Consider the following 16,651-nt stretch of genomic DNA (forward strand, 5'->3'; position numbering starts at 1 on the left):
CCCGCGTGGTTCCGTGTAAACTCAGCACGCTTACAGCTTGGGGAGCCGGAGATCGGTTCGAGCGGAGCGTCAGCGTCCGCGCAGCCCGGCGGCGATATCGCGGTTGATGTTGACGAGGACGCCGAGGCCCTGCGGCTGCGGATCGGCCGCGAGCTTGAAGGTATGATTGAAGATGAAATTGCCGAGGCCGAGAATGTTGGTCTTGATGCCGACCGGCAGCGGGTTGTCCTCGGCGATCACGGCCGAGACGAGCAGGGTCCAGAGCCGGCGGTTATAGGTCAGCGCGTCGTCGAGTTCGCGCTCGCGCGTGCTCCAGTCGTCGGCGACGGCCTGCAGCCGGGTGGCGGCCTTGATCAGGAGGGAGGCTTCGAGCTCGCGGGGTGAAACGACGGATTGGGCTGTCTTGGCGGCGGCGGCGTAGGCGTTAAACCCGTTTTGCATGCTCGATCAGTTCCGCTTCATAGGCGATCAGCTTCTTGGCTGCCTTGAGAGCTTTATAGAGATCTCCGCTTAAGATGCGGTTATTGATCTCGTGAACATGCGGCAGAGCGCTGGGAGCGGCCTGGACGAAATCGCGCACGAGCTGGAAGAAGACCTCGTGCTGATGCGTGGGATCCTGCGCCAGATACATGAGCTGGATGGCGAAGTAGATCTTCTTGGCCGGGCTGTCCGCGGTCGCGGCGGTCAGGATGTCCTTCTCACGCAGGATCGGCGCGTCGCCTTCGATGAAGAAGCGGGTGCGCTGCTCGTCGTTGCGGATCACCACCTGACCGATGATGATCCGTTCGCGCGGCTTGAGCTCGACCTTGAGAGCCATGTCTGTCCTGCCTTCTGGCGGAGGGGAGGGCGGCGAACCGAACCTGAAGGCGTCAGCCGAACAGGCGCAGGACGCCCTGGTCGGCCTGGTTCGCCAACGAGAGCGCCGTCTGCGAGAGCTGCTGGCGGGTGTTGAGGGCGAGCAGGCTCGCGCCTTCCTCGTTCGGGTCAGCGAGGACGAGGTTGCCCGCGCCGGTGGTGAGAACGTTTGCCAGCTCTTTGGTGAAGTCCTGCCGGGTCTGCGCGACCGAGAGGTTCGAGCCCAGCGTCGAGGCCAGCGATTTCAGCGACGTGAGCGCGCCGGTCAGCGAGGCGGTAGCCTTGTCCAGGTCAGCGTCGTTCTGGAAGTTGATGAAGCCGGCGAGCTGGGTGTTGATCGCCTGGCTGATGCCGAGATTGTCGGCGGTCAGCGTCGAGCCCTGGATGTCGAGCTTGGTCTGGTTCTTGCCGGTCTTCTCGTTGAACTGGATCGAGAGACGATCGCCCTGCAGCAGGTTGATGCCGTTGAAGCTCGAATCCTTGGCCAGCTGATCGATCTGCGTGCGCAGGTCGTTGTACTGCTGGATGAGGTTGGAGCGCACGGCCGAGGTGATGCTCTGACCCTTGATCGCGCCGCCAGCGGTGGCATCGGCGGCGAGGAAGCCGAAGGCGACGTTGGCGCCACCGGCCGCTGCGTCGGTGATGGCCGCCGGGCCGGCCGCGCCCGAGCCGATACCGAACTGCACGTCTTCCGAGCCGGCGCCCTTGACGTTGAGCTGACCCTTCTCATCGACGAAGGCGGTGGCGATGCCCGACTTGTTGATCTCGTTGACGACGTCACGAACCGTGGCGTTGGCCGAGCTGAACGAAGCCGTATAGGTGTTGCTGCCGCTGGTGATCGAGATCGCCAGAGTCGTGTTGGTGAGACCCAGGTCACCGGGGCTGGTGGCGGTCGCGGCATCGGCCGCGCCGGCGGTGCCGCCGGCGACGTCGATGACGCGCTTGTCGAGCGCGATGTCCTTCAGGCTCTTCGACGTCGTGACCTGTTCGGCCGCAGTGGCGAGAGCCCCGCCGGCCTTGGTCGGGCGGTTCTGAGCGGCGTCGGCCTGGGCCTGCTTCACCGTCGATTGCAGCGACTGGACGAGCTTGGTGATGCCGTCGATGCCCTTGGAGGCGGCCTGGATGGTCTGAATGCCGTTCGAGATACCATCGAGTAAGCCGGTGAGCTGGCTGGAGCGATCATTCAGCGATAGGGCGGTGAAGTAGTTGACCGGGTTGTCGATTGCCGAATTGACCTTCTTGCCGGTGGCGAGGCGGTTCTGGATGACGCTCTGCTGGGCCGTGGTCTGCTGCAGCGTCAACAGGTTGTTGCGCACGCCGCTGGAAAGGATCGTGTTGGCCATCTTCGGTCCCCTGAACGCGCGACTCCGGCGCGATGCAACCTGATTTCAGGGGAGATCATCCCTTGTTAGGGATAACAAAAAGTTAATCAGGACACTGTTCTCGTTACCGCGCCCAAACGAAAAGCGGCGGAGCCGAAGCTCCGCCGCCCTTTGACTTCGCCCCGCATTCTGCGGGTTGATCCGCTTCTGCGGACCGAAGATCAGAACAGGCGCAGGACCGCCTGGTCGCTCTGGTTCGAGAGCGAGAGCGCCGTCTGCGAGAGCTGCTGACGGGTCTGCAGCGCGAGCAGGTTGGCGGCTTCCGAGTTGGCGTCGACATTCACCAGGTTCGAGGCGCCCGTGCTCAGCACGTCCGCCATGTCCTTGGTGAAGTCCTGACGGGTCTGGGCGACCGAGAGGTTCGCGCCGAAGGTCGAGGACAGCGACTTCAGCGAGGTCAGGGCGCCGGTGAGGGCCTTGGTCGCGGATTCGAGGTCAGTGTCGTTCTGGAAATTGATCTGGCCGGTGGTCTTGGTGTTGGTCGCCTGCGCGATACCGAGGTTGTCGGAGGTGACGTCCGAACCCTGGATGTCGAGCTTGGTCTGGTTCTTGCCGGCTTTCTCGTTGAACTGGATCGAGAGACGGTCGCCCTTCAGCAGGTTGATGCCGTTGAAGCTCGAGTCCTTGGCGAGATCGTCGATCTTGTTACGCAGGTCGTTGTACTGGTCGATCAGGTTCGAGCGCACCGCCGAGGTGATGCTCTGCCCCTTGATCGCGCCGCCAGCGGTGGCATCGGCGGCGAGGAAGCCGAAGGCGACGTTGGCGCCACCGGCGGCCGCGTCCGTGAGGGCGAGTGGGGCGCTTGTGTCCGCACCGATACCGAACTGCACGTCGTCCGAGCCCGTGCCCTTGACGTTGAGCTGGCCCTTCTCGTCGACGAAGGCGGTCGCGATGCCGGACTTGTTGATCTCGTTGACGACGTCACGAACCGTCGCGTTGGCCGAGCTGAGGCCCGCCGTATAGGTCGTGCTGCCGGCGGTGATCGAGATCGCCAGGTTGGTGTCGGTGTTGATGATGCCCAAGTCGCCCGAGCTGGTGGCGGTTGCCGCATCGGCGATGGCGTCAGCGCCGACGACCTTCTTGTCCAGCGCGATGTCCTTCAGGCTCTTCGAGGTCGCGACCTGCTCGGCCGCGGTCGCCAGCGCGGTGCCGGCCTTAGTCGGGCGGTTCTGGGCCGCGTCCGACTGCGCCTGCTTGATGGTCGACTGCAGCGAGCTCACCAGCTTGGTGATGCCGTCGATGCCCTTGGAAGCGGCCTGGATGGTCTGGATGCCGTTCGACATGCCGTCGAGCAAGCCGGTGAGCTGGCTGGAGCGGTCATTGAGCGAAGCGGCGGTGAAGTAGTTGACGGGGCTGTCGACCGCAGTGTTGACCTTCTTGCCCGTCGCCAGCTTGAACTGGGAAGCCTGGGCCTGGGCGGTGATCGACTGCAGCGACGAGAGCGCGTTGCGCACGCCCGCATTGAGAGAGACGGCCATCTGTTTTTACCTTCTGGTAGGATGCCTTCTGGCGCCCGGGCCGTTCTGGCCAGGACGGGGCGACCGTGGAGCGCCAGCCCGTAACAACCGGTAAATTTCCCTCCGCAAATTGAGCGCGAGGCGGGGCGCGTCGGACCATGGTTAAGCAGGCGCTAATGGTCGCGGAACTCCGGAACGGGAGGCGGTGCGCCGACGAAAAAGCGCCCGCGCGGGGGGCGCGGGCGATATGCCGAGGGTAGCTGGAATGGAAGGGGGAGACGTCAGGCCGTGCGCTCGACCAGGTGGCGCTCTTCCTCGGCCTCGCGCGCCCGCTCGCTGAGTTCGCGGGAATAGGCGCGCAGCTTCAGCAGGAGCTCGTCGGGCAGCTGCGAGATCGTCTCGCCCGTCTCGCGATCCTTCTTCTGCAGGACGATCGCCCGGGTCTGCGGGTCGATGACGAGCTTGCGCTCCACGGTCTCGTCGACCGTGCGGTTGGCAGCGCGGCCATTCTGATCGTTGGTAAAGGCGCGGCGTTCGCCATCGGCGCGGCTCTGCGCGTCGCGAGCCTGCGCGCGGACCTCGACGTTGACGGCTGCGCCGGCGGAAGCGGACTGAACGGTCTTCTCGGGCGGAAGGTCGACGGCGACGCTGCCCGGCTGGGCGGTGACGTCGGAGCGGGTGACCGGCGGCGCAGCGGTCGGCGCCACGATCCTGGGTGCGTTGCCGAATTCCATGACCACTCCTTCTGGAGCCGCTCACGGCGCCGCCGCGCCGGTTTCGTCGGTCGCCGGAAACAGGACACACCTGCCCGACAATGCCAATCATGACAGAAAAGATTGAATCCGCCGTTAGGGAATTAGGTAAATATTGAGGGTTTCCGGCGCAGCCGGGCCGGATACGCAGGTCGAGCGACTGCCGGGATCGGGCAGTCTCTTACAGGCGCCGCGAGACGACGAGCGGGCCGGAGTTCGGACGGGCGAAGGCGCCGGCCCCGACCGAGGCTGCGGGGCCGTAGCCATTCGCGCGCATCGGCCTGTTGGCGTCGGCGGCCAGGTCGCGGATGACGGATTCCGAGACGGCACGGGCAGTGGCCAGCACGATCTGGTTGGTCTCGATCAGGTTCTGGAAGGCGAGGTGAGCGTCCTTCAGGCGCTTGACCTGATCGGGCACGAAGCGGGCGAGCGCTACGGCATTGAGCTTCACCTGTTCGACGCCGCGCATATAGATGCCGGCAAGCTCGGTCTTGCGCGGCTCGCGGCTCATCGCCTCCGGCAGGCGGCCGGCACGGACGAGCTCGGTTTCCTCGCCAACGAGATGCGACAGCGCTCCGAGCGCCTCCAGCACGGCCTCGATCAGCGCACGCGCACTCAGCGCATCGGCGATGCGCGGCCGCTCATCCAGGATCAGATTAGCCGCCGACATTCTTCGCTCCGGACGCGGCCTGCTCCTGAAGGCTGATCAGATCGCGCAGGATCTGATCGGACAGGCCGACGCCGCCGGCCTTCTGGATCTGCTTGGCGTATTGCTGGCTGAGCTGCGAGCGCCAGATGCCGCCGCCGGTGCCGTTCTCGCCGAGTGGGCCTTCGGAGCCTTCGCTCGCCGTCAGGCGGTCGGTCATCTGCTCGAGAAACATCGTCTCGAAATCGTCGGCCTGCTTCTTCAGCTTGGCCTTGGCCGGATCGAGCGCGTCGGCAATGCCGTTGACGACTTTTCCGGCGATGCCGAGGGCGAGATTGGCAGCGGGGAGGGCGAGAGCGGCGGTCATCACATCACCTCGATTTCGGCCTGCAGGGCGCCTGCCGACTTGATGGCCTGGAGAATGGAGATCAGGTCACGCGGGCCGATGCCCAGCGCGTTGAGCCCGTCGACGAGCTCGGCCAGGGTCACGCTTTCCTTGACGAGAGCGAGCTTGTTGCCGCTGCCCGTGTCGACCTTGATGCTGGTCTGCGGCGTCACGACCGTCCGGCCGCGCGCGAATTCGTTGGGCTGGCTGACCTGCGGCTGCTCGCTGATCGTGACGGTGAGGTTGCCCTGCGCCACGGCGACCGTGGAAACGCGCACGTCCTTGCCCATGACGATGATGCCGGAGCGCTCGTCGATGACGACGCGGGCGAACTGGTCCGGCTCGACGCGCAGCTGCTCGATATCGGTGAGCAGCTTGATCATGTTGCCCTTGAAGCGGGGCGGGATCTGGAGGACCACTGTCGTGGGGTCGGTCGGCTCGGCGGAATCGCCGCCGATGAAATCGTTGATCGCGGCGGCGACGCGGCGCGCCGTGGTCAGGTCGGGATTGCGAAGCGAGAGGCGCAGCGTCGAGAGCTTGTTCAACGCAAAGTCGATCTCGCGCTCGACCACGCCGCCATTGGCGATGCGCCCGACGGTCGGGACGCCGCGGGTGATCTTGCTGGCCTCGCCCTCGGCCGAGAAGCCGGAGATCGCGACCGGTCCCTGCGAGACGGCGTAGACCTCGCCATCGGCGCCGAGCAGCGGGGTGGCCAGCAGCGTGCCGCCTTGCAGCGACTTCGAATCGCCCATCGCCGAGACGGTGACGTCGATGCGCGTGCCCTGGGGGGAGAAGGGCGGCAGGCTGGCGGTGACCATCACTGCCGCGACATTGGCCGTGCGCATGTTGGCGCCGCGCGTGTTGACGCCGAGACGCTCCAGCATCGCCTGCAGCGACTGCTTGGTGAAGGGCGTGTTGTTGAGCGTGTCGCCCGTGCCGTTGAGGCCGACGACAATGCCGTAGCCGAGCAGCTGGTTGCTGCGCACACCCTCGACCGAGGCGAGATCCTTGATGCGCGAGAGCGCGAACACCGGCTGCGACGACAGGCCGATCACCACGGCCAGCAGCGCGGCCAGCGGCTTCAGCAGAGTCGTCAGGGCGGAGTTGCGGAACATGCTGCGGCACCAGGGGACAGTTCTTAAGTCCACCGACCCTTGCGAGCGGCGTGCCAGACAGATCAAAATTGAAAAGCCTTGTTTGTCAGTCGTTTGGAGTTGTGCGCCATCCTAGGTCACGGCCCGTAGACGCTGCGCTTCCTGCCGAGGCGGCAGTTTCTGCCGGGCAATTTACCGGCTGTTAACCATGCGGGGCGAGGTTGGGAACACTCTGGATCGCCGCGTGCCCTGATCGGGCGCGTGGTGCCGATCCATCCGTTTATTGCATCGGATTCGCTCGAAACGTGGCTTCCACTTTTCGGCCCGATGCTAGCGAGGCCGCCGATGATCAGGATCGACCAGCGCGCGCCCGTCTCGAATGCCGGCCCGGCCAGTTCCGCGAGGCGCTCGAGCGGCGCTTCCTTCACGCTTCCGACACAGGATTCCGCCACAGCGAGCCGCAGCGGCGGTGTCGGCGCGACGGGGCCGCTCGATACGTTGCTGGCCGTCCAGGCGCAGGAGGACACCCAGGATCGCAAGCGCCGGCAAGCCCGGCGCGGGCATGACCTGCTCGACGGGCTCGACCGGCTGAAGGCGGCGCTTCTTGCCGGCCGGGTGCTGCCTTCCGAGCTGGAGAGGCTGCGCACGACGCTGGCGCTCAGGCGCGAGACGACCGATGACCCACGCCTCGACGAGGTGCTGGCCCATATCGAGCTGCGCGCTGCCGTCGAGCTGGCGAAGCTCGGGCGCTGAGCTCGGAGGTTCGCGGCCGAGCCGCGCCGTCATTCCGGGGCAGGCCGAAGGCCTGAGCCCGGAACCCAGAACCGAGGCGGTTTCCGATCAGGCTGCCGAGCCGACATGCCTCCCTGGCCGTGGCATCGGTTCTGGGTTCCGGGCTCTTCGCTGCGCGAAGCCCCGGAATGACGGTTGCGCCTGTTCGTCCATTCAGCGAATGAACTGGTCGACATACTCCGCGCCGAGCCCATTCTGCGCGTAATGCGTGCGGCATTTGTCGAGGCGGGTGAAGACGTCGTCATAGCCCAGGCAGTTGCCGTCCGGATCGACATAGATCATCGCGCCGTTCACCTGGAACATGGTGATCATCTCCTCGACATCGGGATCGACCACCAGCGTATGCGTCTCGCCCGGCGCCTCATAGACATAGGCGCCTTCGGTCGCGACCCAGTCATGCTCCAGATAGCGCCACTTGCCTTTCAGCACATAGCCATGGACCGGCAGCGGGTGGCGGTGGCGCGAGAGCACGCCGGCGCGGCGGACTTTCAGCAGGTTCATCCAGTAGCCGCGCGAAACGCAGAAGAGCAGGGGGCGGAACCAGACATTGTCGTCCACCGGCACCCAGACGCGCTCGTCGGTCGGGATGACGTTCGGGACGATCAGTTCCGGCGGCGATTCCTTCGGCTGTGGGTGGCGATAGGGCGTCCAGCGCTCCTCCTGCGTGGCCGCGACGGGCATCGGGCTCGTCGTATTCATGGCGTCTCTCCCGTGCTGATCTTCTGATTCAAGTGGTGCTCAATTTGATTCAATGTTTCCGCCCAAGCGATTGAGGCGAAATCGCTTTTCTAAACCGCGAGATAACCGCCATCGACCGGCAGGATGGCGCCGGTGACGAACTGCGCCGCATCGGACAGCAGGAAAGCGATGGCGCCGCCGACATCGCCCGGCTTGCCCCAGCGCCCCATTGGCGTCCGCGCGAGGATAGGGGCGGAACGCTCGGCGTCCTCGACCAGCGGCCGGGTCAATTCGGTCTCGATCCAGCCCGGCGCCACCGCGTTGACGCGAATGCCTTCCGGCGCCCAGGCGGCGGCGAGTGACTTGGTGAGCTGGCCGATGCCGCCCTTGGAGGCCGCGTAGCCCGGCGCGAAGGGCGAGCCATGGAAGGTCAGCATCGAGGCGATGTTGACGATGGCGCCGCCGGTCTTGTCCGCGGCCTTGGCGGCGAGCTTGTCCTTGGCGGCGAGGCACATCCGCATCGTGCCGCTGAGGTTGACCTCGATCGTCAGGCGGAAGGCCTCGATCTCGAATTCCTTGCCGCCGCGCTGGATCATGCCGGCGCAGTTCACCAGCGCGTCGAGGCGCGGGCAGGTCGCGACGATAGCAGCGACCTGAGCATCGCTGGTCACGTCGAGCCGGGCATGGCGGATGGTGGGATGGGCCGGAGCTGCCGCTACTTCCTCTTCGGTCAGGCCGGTGGCGAGAACCTCGTAGCCGGCCTGAGCCAAAGCGAGGGCGGCGCCTGCGCCAATGCCGCGCGTGCCGCCGGTGACGAGAGCGAATTTGGTCGAAGTCGATTGTGTCATGAGCCGAAGGCTAATGCGGCCTTCGGCACCGGGAAAGGTGGCCCGGTGCAGGCCGCCATGCAGTGGCGGTCAGGTCAGCTACTGCAACTGGTATTTGAGAGAAAGCATGGCTCGGCCGCGCGTCTCGTAGTCAGAGGCGACAAGCGGAAGCTTGCGCGCCAGCGTCACATCGAAGGAGGTCTGCCAGGGCAGGTCCGCGAGCTTGGCGAGATCGACCGAGAGCTTCATCTCCGGAGTCAGAGCGGTATGAAGGCCATCACCCGGCGCAAAGACGTAGTTGCCGGCCATGGCGAGCTGGGACGTCAATGTCAGATGCGGCAGCAGTTCCTGGCGATAGCCGATGAGTGCCTCGCCCATCTGTTCGGGGTTGCCGTAGAGCGAGCTGCCGCCACCAGTGGCGAGGCCCCAGATGAAGCCCGTTCCGGCGGATACCGGCTGGGCCAGCCGCCAGTTCAGCCGCGCATCACGCGTCGCGCCGGCGCTTGCCGGGTCGGAGAGGGTGGTCGAGAGCGAGAAGACATCCTTGCCGAGCTTGAAGCCGACCGAGCGGTCCTGCTCCGGACTCATGATGTTCTGGCGCGCGGCGAAGCCGTTGCGGATGATGTCTACGGGGATCGGCGCTCGGGCGCGCAGATGGGCGCCTGATGAGGCATTGGCGCGGCCGATCGCCGCGAGCGTGGGATTGAACACGACCGCGTCGGCAGTCTCGCCGGTCGGCAGGAGGGCCTCCATCTCCGCAGCATCGGGATCCTGCAGGGCCGCGCGCGGGATGGGCAGCTGGATGGCAGCCTCCGGCATCACCTCCTGAGCCGCGACGGAAGCGGGAGAAAGGGATGCGGCGAGAAGGAGCACCGCCGGTGCCGTGGCGGCGCGATTGGTGAAAATGAAACGGAACACGTCGTTCGTCCTGTCGCTATGACGAGCGGCAGGTCAGGCTAGACCGGGAAGGTGCCGATTTTGCGGCGGTGCAACATGATCGGCATGGCGACAGATTGCCCGAAAGCTGCGCTTCCCCCGCCGCCTTTAACCCGCTAGGAAGCGACCCAGCCGCGGACGGTGGCCGAGAGCCGCAGTTTCGGATCGTTCTATCTGGAGAGCACAGGGGTCATCGCATGAGCAAGATCAAGGTCGCCAACCCGATCGTCGACATGGACGGCGACGAGATGACCCGGATCATCTGGCAGAAGATCAAGGACACGCTGATCTTCCCGTATCTGGACCTCGAGCTCGACTATTACGACCTCTCGGTCGAGAACCGCGACGCGACCAATGACCAGGTCACGATCGACGCTGCCAACGCCACCAAGAAGCATGGCGTCGCCGTGAAGTGCGCGACGATCACGCCGGACGAGGCGCGCGTGAAGGAGTTCAACCTCAAGGAGATGTGGAAGTCGCCGAACGGCACGATCCGCAACATCCTCGGCGGCGTGATCTTCCGCGAGCCGATCATCTGCAAAAACGTGCCGCGCCTGGTGCCGGGCTGGACGCAGCCGATCGTCATCGGCCGCCATGCCTTCGGCGACCAGTACCGCGCGACCGATTTCAAGTTCCCGGGCAAGGGCACGCTCTCGATCAAGTTCGTCGGCGAGGACGGCAACGTCATCGAGAAGGAGGTCTTCAAGGCTCCCGAAGCCGGCGTCGCCATGGCGATGTACAACCTCGACGAGTCGATCAAGGACTTCGCCCGCGCCTCGCTGAACTACGGCCTGATGCGCAAGTACCCGGTCTATCTCTCGACCAAGAACACCATCCTCAAGACCTATGACGGCCGCTTCAAGGACATCTTCCAGGAGATCTACGAGGCCGAGTTCAAGGCGGAATTCGACAAGCTGGGCATCACCTACGAGCACCGCCTGATCGACGACATGGTCGCCTCGGCGATGAAGTGGTCGGGCGGCTATGTCTGGGCCTGCAAGAACTACGACGGCGACGTGCAGTCCGACACCGTGGCGCAGGGCTTCGGCTCGCTCGGCCTGATGACCTCCGTGCTGATGACGCCGGACGGCAAGACCGTCGAGGCCGAGGCCGCGCACGGCACCGTCACCCGCCATTACCGCGAGCACCAGAAGGGCCGCGAGACCTCGACCAACTCGATCGCCTCGATCTTCGCCTGGACGCGTGGTCTTAGCCACCGCGCCAAGCTCGACAACAATGCCGAGCTCGCCAAGTTCGCCTCTCTGCTCGAGAAGGTCACGGTCGACACGGTCGAGGCCGGCGACATGACCAAGGATCTGGCGCTGCTCGTCGGCGCCGATCAGAAGTGGCTCTCGACCACCGGCTTCCTCGAGAAGGTCAGCGAGAACATGAAGAAGGCGATGGCGGCCTGAGGCTGGCTCCTCGCGAACGCTATGAAAGCCCGGCCGAAAGGCCGGGCTTTTCTATTGGGTGGTAGGAGTCAAGGCACGCGAAACAACCAATTTCGCAAATGGGGCGTGCTCGCCTTGTGTCCGGTGCGTCAATCCCGTCTTGCCTTGGCAAGATGCGCCCGAACGCGTGCTAACAACAGCTTGCAGCGCTCTTTTGCTTCTTCCCGGTCGCCCAATGCGTTGCGGTCGAGGACTTCAAAGCGTTGAACGATGGACCCAGGCGGAAACTGCTTCCAGCTGAGATCGATGCGCGCGGCGCTCTCGCCCGCACCGCGCGTATTCCAGAAGTGGCGCTCGCTGGATCCGGTCCAAACCTCTCCGCGGGCAATATCAAAATCCGGGTAGAAAAACTGCACGACGCGCGAGGTGGGGTAGCATTGACCGAATGCTGGATTGCCGAGACGGACGATGCCCCGATACGCTGTCAAATGATCCCATGAGGCCTCAAGTGCCGCCGCTAGAGCAGAGAGGTCAGGCGTCGGGAGTGCTTCCCCAGGCCGGGCACGCGGCTTGTCCATAGGTGAAAGCTCGCGCGATTTTGTCGAGGCCGCAACAGGTCGTGAGCTTCTTGTCCCGCCAGGTCTCTGGCTTCTCTCCGAGGTCGGCGCGTTGGCCGCTTCATGGTTGGGTCCGACGCGTGGTGGATCACGCATTTTCGCGAAATGACCACCGGTCCTTCCAACCTGCCTCGATCTCACCGCCCTCCGGCCCCTGAAGGGACATCGCTCCGCCCCGCGGCGGACCTCCGAATGGATGCTAATGAGAGCCTGCTGTGTTTTCATGGAAGCGCGGGTCATCCCGGCTGGAGCCCCCCGGGTCCGATCTTCGGTCGGCCCAAGGATAAACTCCGCGGAGAGCCGGGATCCATGCCTGAACCTCGATCGGAAGCGCTCCGGCATGGATCCCGGGTCAAGCCCGGGATGACGGCGTGGTTCTGCGTAAAATCAGCAGGCTCTAGTCCGCTTCGCGTTGGTGTCCGCCATAATCCGCCTTTGTGAGCAAATATGATTTCAACAGCTTGCTGCTATGTTCGATGTTTCCGACAAGTTCAAGTTTCATGCCAATTTTCTCTGCGACCCGTATAGATCCGAGATTGTCCGGATTGATATCGGTAACAATTTCGGGCAGATTTAGATTATGAAATGAGTACCGTACAAAAGGTAATGCTGCTTCGGTTGCGTACCCTTTGCCCCAAGACAGCCTATTTAGACGCCAGCCTATCTCTATTTTTGGCCCTACGCCGTCGTAAGGAATTAGAAGTACCCATCCAAGGAATTGATCCGTCCTTGCGTTGTTGAAGATCGACCAGTACCCAAATCCCTCCCCGAAGTTTCTCTGTATGCGATCTCTAAGGAAGAGTTTGTGGGCTTCTGGATCGTCCCATGGCCCGGTAATGTGCTTTATGACCTCCGGGTCGCGGTCCATGGCCAAGCAAGCATCAAAATCCGCCATCGTGCGTGGCCGGATCGACAATCGTTCCGTCTCAAAAGTTGGCAGCATCATCGCCTCCAGTCGGATGACAAGTCTCGTCGACGATGCACATCGCCCGCAATGGGGCGTCGTCTGACTGTTCCGCTGGCCGAACGACGTGACCACTTGCTCCGATATCGATATGATGAGCATCAATGCGGATGGGCGCTTCGTGCACAAGAATGGCACGCCTTATTCCGCAGGCGAGGGGCGCTGACTATCGCTCTAAGAAGACTGGCCGATACGGAGAGCCGGGATGCTTGAGAACGCTTCGCAGATGGAGCTTGACCAGCGGATTGCCATTGCTCGGAGGAACATCGCCGAGCTGATGGAGCAGGCGACGGGCGTTTCCGGCGCCGCCGCCGAGGAGCGCCTGGCGGCGCGGCTCAATGAGCAGCAGGACCTGCTCAACGAACTGCTCAAGAAGCGCGAAGCGATGGGCTGAAACGCTCGCCGCACGGTTCCCTCTCGCGGGCCAAAGCATCGGACCGAAAAGTGGAATCCACTTTTCGGAGAAATCCGATGCGATAACAAAAGCATAGATCGCCGTTACCGCGTCGGACGCGCGGCGATCGTCCAGATCACTCCACGGCGACGGGATGGCGGGCGAGGATGCGCAGCCCGCTCACGGGCGCGTTCATGACATAGCGGAGCTCGTAGGGGCCGGATTGATCCGGTGCTTCCAGCACGGCTTCGACATTCTCCGCCGGAAAGAAGCGGGGGCCTTCCGCCTCGACAGGGGCGTCGGCAGGGACCAGCACGACACGATCCTGTTCGCCGTTCGGCCCGATGCCGCGGACCGGTAGCGCCTGGCCGCGGCCGACGCGGGCCGGCGCGGCGAGCGTCGCGCTTGGTTCGGTGGTGACGAGCGCCTGGCGCAACAGGATAACCGGCGACCCGTCCTTCTCGACGGCCAGGCGCAGCTCATAGGTTCCGGCCAGACCGGGAGTCGGCAGGGCAGGGACCGAATTGCGCGGCTCGACGACGATGATCGCGCTGCTGGCGGGATCGTCGGGGCGGGCAATGGCGAGTCGTGCACCCTGCGGTGGGCGGCTGAGGAAGACGCTGAGCGGCGCGCCGGCCACGATGGTCCGGGCCGCCGACATGGCGGGCTCGGTCACGGGCGCCGGCTTCTTCTTCTGCGCGAAGGCGGCTGCCGGCCAAAGGCCAGCAGCCAGCAGCAAAGTGCGGCGGGAGAGCGCCTGGCCTGTCCCGCCGATCGTCATCAGCCCATCGCGGCCGCGACGGCATCGAGCGCGGCCTGCGCCTTGCTGCCGTCTGGGCCACCTGCCTGCGCCATGTCGCGCCGGCCGCCGCCGCCCTTGCCGCCGAGCTGTTCGGAAGCCGCGCGCACCAGCGCGACCGCGTCGAAGCGCTCGGTCAGGTCGGGGGTGACGCCGACGACGACGCCGGCCTTGCCATCATCGGCGACGCCGACGATGGCGACGACGCCGGAGCCGACGCGCGCCTTGGCCTCGTCGGCGAGGCTCTTCAGATCCTTCATCTCGATGCCGGTGACGGCGCGTGCCAGGAGCTTGGCGCCGGCGATCTCGCGCACCGGATCCTCGGCCGCGCCGCCGCCGCCCATGGCGAGCTTCTTGCGGGCCTCGGAGAGCTCGCGGTCGAGCTTGCGGCGCTCCTCGATCAGCGCGGCGAGGCGGTTTCCGGCCTCGGCCGCCGGCACCTTGAGCAGGCTCGCGAGCCCTTCGAGCAGGCGCGATTCCTCGTTGAGGCGCAGGCGAGCGCCATTGCCGGTCATGGCCTCCAGGCGGCGGACGCCCGCGGCGACCGCGCCTTCGCCGATGACGCTGACGAGGCCGATATCGCCGGTGCGGCTGGCATGGGTGCCGCCGCAGAGCTCGACTGAATAGGCCTTGCCGGCCGGGTTGGTGCCCATCGAGACGACGCGGACCTCGTCGCCATACTTCTCGCCGAAGAGGGCGCGGGCGCCCGAGGCGATGGCCTCGTCGACGCTCATCAGGTGCGTCGTGACCGGTTCGTTCTTCAGCACGATCGCGTTGGCGATCTCCTCGACCTCGCGCAGCTCCTCCTCGCTGATCGGCTTGGGATGCGAGAAGTCGAAGCGCAGCCGGTCGGGCGAGACCAGCGAGCCCTTCTGCGCGACATGGTCGCCGAGGACGAGGCGCAGCGCCTCATGCAGCAGGTGCGTCGCCGAGTGGTTGGCGCGGATCGCGGCGCGGCGCTCATGGTCGACGATCAGCTCGACGGCGGCGCCGAGCTTGAGCTCGCCTTCCTTGACGGTGACACTATGGGCGAAGACGTCGCCGAGCTTCTTCTGGACGTCGCTGACCTCGACCACCGTGTCCGGCGCCTTGACCAGGCCGGCATCGCCGACCTGTCCGCCGGACTCGCCATAGAACGGCGTCTGGTTGACCAGCATGAAGCCGCTCTCGCCGGCCTTCAGCGAGGGAACCTCGGCATTGTCGCGGATCAGCGCGGTGACCACGCCCTCGGCCGTCTCTGTGTCGTAGCCGAGGAATTCGGTGGCGCCGAGCTTGTCGCGCAGGGGGAACCAGAGCGTCTCGGTCGCAGCCTCGCCGGAGCCGGCCCAGGCGGCGCGCGCCTTGGCCTTCTGCTGCTGCATGGCGGCGTCGAAGCCCTCGACATCGACCGTGATCTCGCGGGCGCGCAGCGCATCCTGCGTCAGGTCGAGCGGGAAGCCGTAGGTGTCGTAGAGGGTGAAGGCGACATCGCCCTTGAGGCTCTGGCCGGCGGTCAGATCCTTCGAGGCGTCGTCGAGCAGGTTGAGGCCGCGCGCCAGCGTGGTGCGGAAGCGGGTCTCCTCCAGCTTCAGCGTCTCGGTGATCAGCGCCTCGGCGCGCAGCAGCTCGGGATAGGCGCGGCCCATCTCGCGGGTCAGGGCGGGCACGAGCTTGTAGAGCAGCGGCTCCTTGGCGCCGAGGAGCTGCGCATGGCGCATGCCGCGGCGCATGATCCGGCGCAGCACATAGCCGCGGCCCTCGTTGGAGGGCAGCACGCCGTCGGCGATCAGGAAAGCGGAGCAGCGCAGATGGTCGGCGATGACGCGGTGGCTCGCCTTCATCGGTCCGTCCGGATCGACTGAGGTCAGGTCGGCGATGGCGCTGATCAGGGCGCGGAACAGGTCGATGTTGTAGTTGTCATGCGTGCCCTGGAGCACGGCGGCGATGCGCTCCAGCCCCATGCCGGTGTCGATCGAGGGGCGAGGCAGGTTGGTCCTTACGCCACCCGCAGCCTCTTCATACTGCATGAACACGAGGTTCCAGATCTCGATGAAGCGGTCGCCATCCTCTTCGGGCGAGCCGGGCGGGCCGCCCCAGATATGGTCGCCGTGATCGAAGAAGATCTCGGAGCAGGGGCCGCAGGGGCCGGTGTCGCCCATGCGCCAGAAATTGGCGGAGGTCGGGATGCGGATGATCTTGTCGTCGGTTAGCCCGGCGATCTTCTTCCACAGGCCATGCGCCTCGTCGTCCTCGGAATAGACGGTGACGAGGAGCTTGTCCTTGGGCAGGCCGAATTCGCGGGTGACCAGCGTCCAGGCGTGATGGATCGCCTGCTCCTTGAAATAGTCGCCGAAGGAGAAGTTCCCCAGCATCTCGAAGAAGGTGTGGTGGCGCGCGGTGTAGCCGACATTGTCGAGGTCGTTGTGCTTGCCGCCGGCGCGCACGCATTTCTGGGAGGTGGTGGCGCGCGAATAGGGACGCTTCTCTTGGCCCGTGAAGACGTTCTTGAACTGCACCATGCCCGAATTGGCGAACATCAGCGTCGGGTCGTTGCGCGGCACGAGCGGGCTCGACGGCACGACTTCATGGCCGTTGGACTTGAAGTAGTCGAGGAAGGTCGACCGGATATCGTTGACGCCACTCATCGCTTTTTGCGCTCTGATCTTGGGCAGGAGCCGGGCAGGCCCGGCAGGAAGGTCCGGT

18 protein-coding genes and 1 pseudogene are annotated in these 16,651 nt (G+C 65.2%); 4 read left to right on the top strand and 15 right to left on the bottom strand.

Annotated elements, in window-relative coordinates; genetic code table 11:
* Positions 1-69: 69 nt before the first annotated feature.
* From flaF to FQV39_RS29520, 8 genes are all read right to left on the bottom strand, one after another.
* Positions 70-441, bottom strand: coding sequence for a flagellar biosynthesis regulator FlaF (gene flaF, locus FQV39_RS29485; RefSeq protein WP_149133537.1), 372 nt, complete (start codon positions 439-441; stop codon positions 70-72).
* Complete coding sequence (gene flbT / locus FQV39_RS29490) at positions 425-817, bottom strand: flagellar biosynthesis repressor FlbT (RefSeq protein ID WP_149133538.1); 393 nt, start codon at positions 815-817, stop codon at positions 425-427. The genes flaF and flbT overlap by 17 nt, the downstream gene beginning before the upstream one ends.
* Positions 818-869: 52 nt before the next feature.
* Positions 870-2,198 carry a flagellin N-terminal helical domain-containing protein gene (locus FQV39_RS29495; protein ID WP_149133539.1) on the bottom strand — a complete coding sequence of 443 codons (1,329 nt, stop codon included), beginning with the start codon at positions 2,196-2,198 and terminating at the stop codon, positions 870-872.
* Between the two features lie 200 nt (positions 2,199-2,398).
* The gene (locus tag FQV39_RS29500) at positions 2,399-3,715 is read right to left on the bottom strand and encodes a flagellin N-terminal helical domain-containing protein (protein ID WP_149133540.1); all 1,317 of its coding nucleotides are present in this window, start codon (positions 3,713-3,715) and stop codon (positions 2,399-2,401) included.
* A 260-nt stretch (positions 3,716-3,975) separates the two neighbouring features.
* A complete protein-coding gene (locus FQV39_RS29505) occupies positions 3,976-4,428 on the bottom strand; it encodes a flagellar protein FlaG (protein ID WP_149133541.1) in 453 nt (150 codons plus the stop codon).
* A gap of 199 nt (positions 4,429-4,627) precedes the next feature.
* On the bottom strand, positions 4,628-5,116 hold the full coding sequence (locus FQV39_RS29510) for a hypothetical protein (RefSeq protein ID WP_149133542.1): 489 nt from the start codon (positions 5,114-5,116) through the stop codon (positions 4,628-4,630).
* The gene (locus tag FQV39_RS29515) at positions 5,103-5,459 is read right to left on the bottom strand and encodes a rod-binding protein (RefSeq protein WP_149133543.1); all 357 of its coding nucleotides are present in this window, start codon (positions 5,457-5,459) and stop codon (positions 5,103-5,105) included. Before FQV39_RS29515 ends, FQV39_RS29510 begins: the two co-directional genes overlap by 14 nt.
* Positions 5,459-6,592 carry a flagellar basal body P-ring protein FlgI gene (locus FQV39_RS29520; RefSeq protein ID WP_149133544.1) on the bottom strand — a complete coding sequence of 378 codons (1,134 nt, stop codon included), beginning with the start codon at positions 6,590-6,592 and terminating at the stop codon, positions 5,459-5,461. Before FQV39_RS29520 ends, FQV39_RS29515 begins: the two co-directional genes overlap by 1 nt.
* Positions 6,593-6,916: 324 nt before the next feature.
* On the opposite strand from FQV39_RS29520, the gene FQV39_RS29525 reads away from it, so the two are divergent.
* A complete protein-coding gene (locus FQV39_RS29525) occupies positions 6,917-7,324 on the top strand; it encodes a flagellar assembly protein FliX (RefSeq protein WP_248313179.1) in 408 nt (135 codons plus the stop codon).
* A 192-nt stretch (positions 7,325-7,516) separates the two neighbouring features.
* Here FQV39_RS29525 and FQV39_RS29530 read toward each other — a convergent pair whose 3' ends face one another.
* The 3 genes from FQV39_RS29530 to FQV39_RS29540 all read right to left on the bottom strand — a co-directional run bounded on the left by FQV39_RS29530 (position 7,517) and on the right by FQV39_RS29540 (position 9,786).
* A complete protein-coding gene (locus tag FQV39_RS29530) occupies positions 7,517-8,062 on the bottom strand; it encodes a 2,4'-dihydroxyacetophenone dioxygenase family protein (RefSeq protein ID WP_248313180.1) in 546 nt (181 codons plus the stop codon).
* Positions 8,063-8,151: 89 nt separating this feature from the next.
* Complete coding sequence (locus FQV39_RS29535) at positions 8,152-8,889, bottom strand: SDR family NAD(P)-dependent oxidoreductase (RefSeq protein ID WP_149133545.1); 738 nt, start codon at positions 8,887-8,889, stop codon at positions 8,152-8,154.
* Between the two features lie 78 nt (positions 8,890-8,967).
* Complete coding sequence (locus FQV39_RS29540) at positions 8,968-9,786, bottom strand: hypothetical protein (RefSeq protein WP_149133546.1); 819 nt, start codon at positions 9,784-9,786, stop codon at positions 8,968-8,970.
* A 215-nt stretch (positions 9,787-10,001) separates the two neighbouring features.
* On the opposite strand from FQV39_RS29540, the gene FQV39_RS29545 reads away from it, so the two are divergent.
* A complete protein-coding gene (locus tag FQV39_RS29545) occupies positions 10,002-11,216 on the top strand; it encodes an NADP-dependent isocitrate dehydrogenase (protein WP_149133547.1) in 1,215 nt (404 codons plus the stop codon).
* 128 nt (positions 11,217-11,344) lie between these two features.
* Here FQV39_RS29545 and FQV39_RS29550 read toward each other — a convergent pair whose 3' ends face one another.
* Together FQV39_RS29550 and FQV39_RS29555 are read right to left on the bottom strand one after the other, a co-directional pair.
* The gene (locus FQV39_RS29550; RefSeq protein WP_149133548.1) at positions 11,345-11,773 is read right to left on the bottom strand and encodes a YunG family protein; all 429 of its coding nucleotides are present in this window, start codon (positions 11,771-11,773) and stop codon (positions 11,345-11,347) included.
* Positions 11,774-12,209: 436 nt separating this feature from the next.
* Positions 12,210-12,758, bottom strand: coding sequence for a GNAT family N-acetyltransferase (locus tag FQV39_RS29555; protein ID WP_248313181.1), 549 nt, complete (start codon positions 12,756-12,758; stop codon positions 12,210-12,212).
* A 70-nt stretch (positions 12,759-12,828) separates the two neighbouring features.
* Between FQV39_RS29555 and FQV39_RS33935 the strand changes: the two are divergent.
* A pseudogene (locus FQV39_RS33935) lies at positions 12,829-12,942 on the top strand (cupin domain-containing protein); the annotation flags it as partial.
* Positions 12,943-12,981: 39 nt separating this feature from the next.
* Complete coding sequence (locus tag FQV39_RS29565) at positions 12,982-13,170, top strand: hypothetical protein (RefSeq protein WP_149133549.1); 189 nt, start codon at positions 12,982-12,984, stop codon at positions 13,168-13,170.
* Positions 13,171-13,306: 136 nt separating this feature from the next.
* Here the strand turns inward: FQV39_RS29565 and FQV39_RS29570 are convergent, their stop codons facing one another.
* Both FQV39_RS29570 and alaS read right to left on the bottom strand, forming a co-directional pair.
* Positions 13,307-13,951: a hypothetical protein gene (locus FQV39_RS29570; protein ID WP_149133550.1), complete on the bottom strand. Its 645-nt coding sequence runs from the start codon at positions 13,949-13,951 to the stop codon at positions 13,307-13,309.
* Positions 13,951-16,593: an alanine--tRNA ligase gene (alaS, locus tag FQV39_RS29575; protein ID WP_149133551.1), complete on the bottom strand. Its 2,643-nt coding sequence runs from the start codon at positions 16,591-16,593 to the stop codon at positions 13,951-13,953. The genes FQV39_RS29570 and alaS overlap by 1 nt, the downstream gene beginning before the upstream one ends.
* Positions 16,594-16,651: the final 58 nt, after the last annotated feature.

This window comes from Bosea sp. F3-2 (assembly GCF_008253865.1).
Taxonomy (GTDB): Bacteria; Pseudomonadota; Alphaproteobacteria; order Rhizobiales; family Beijerinckiaceae; genus Allobosea.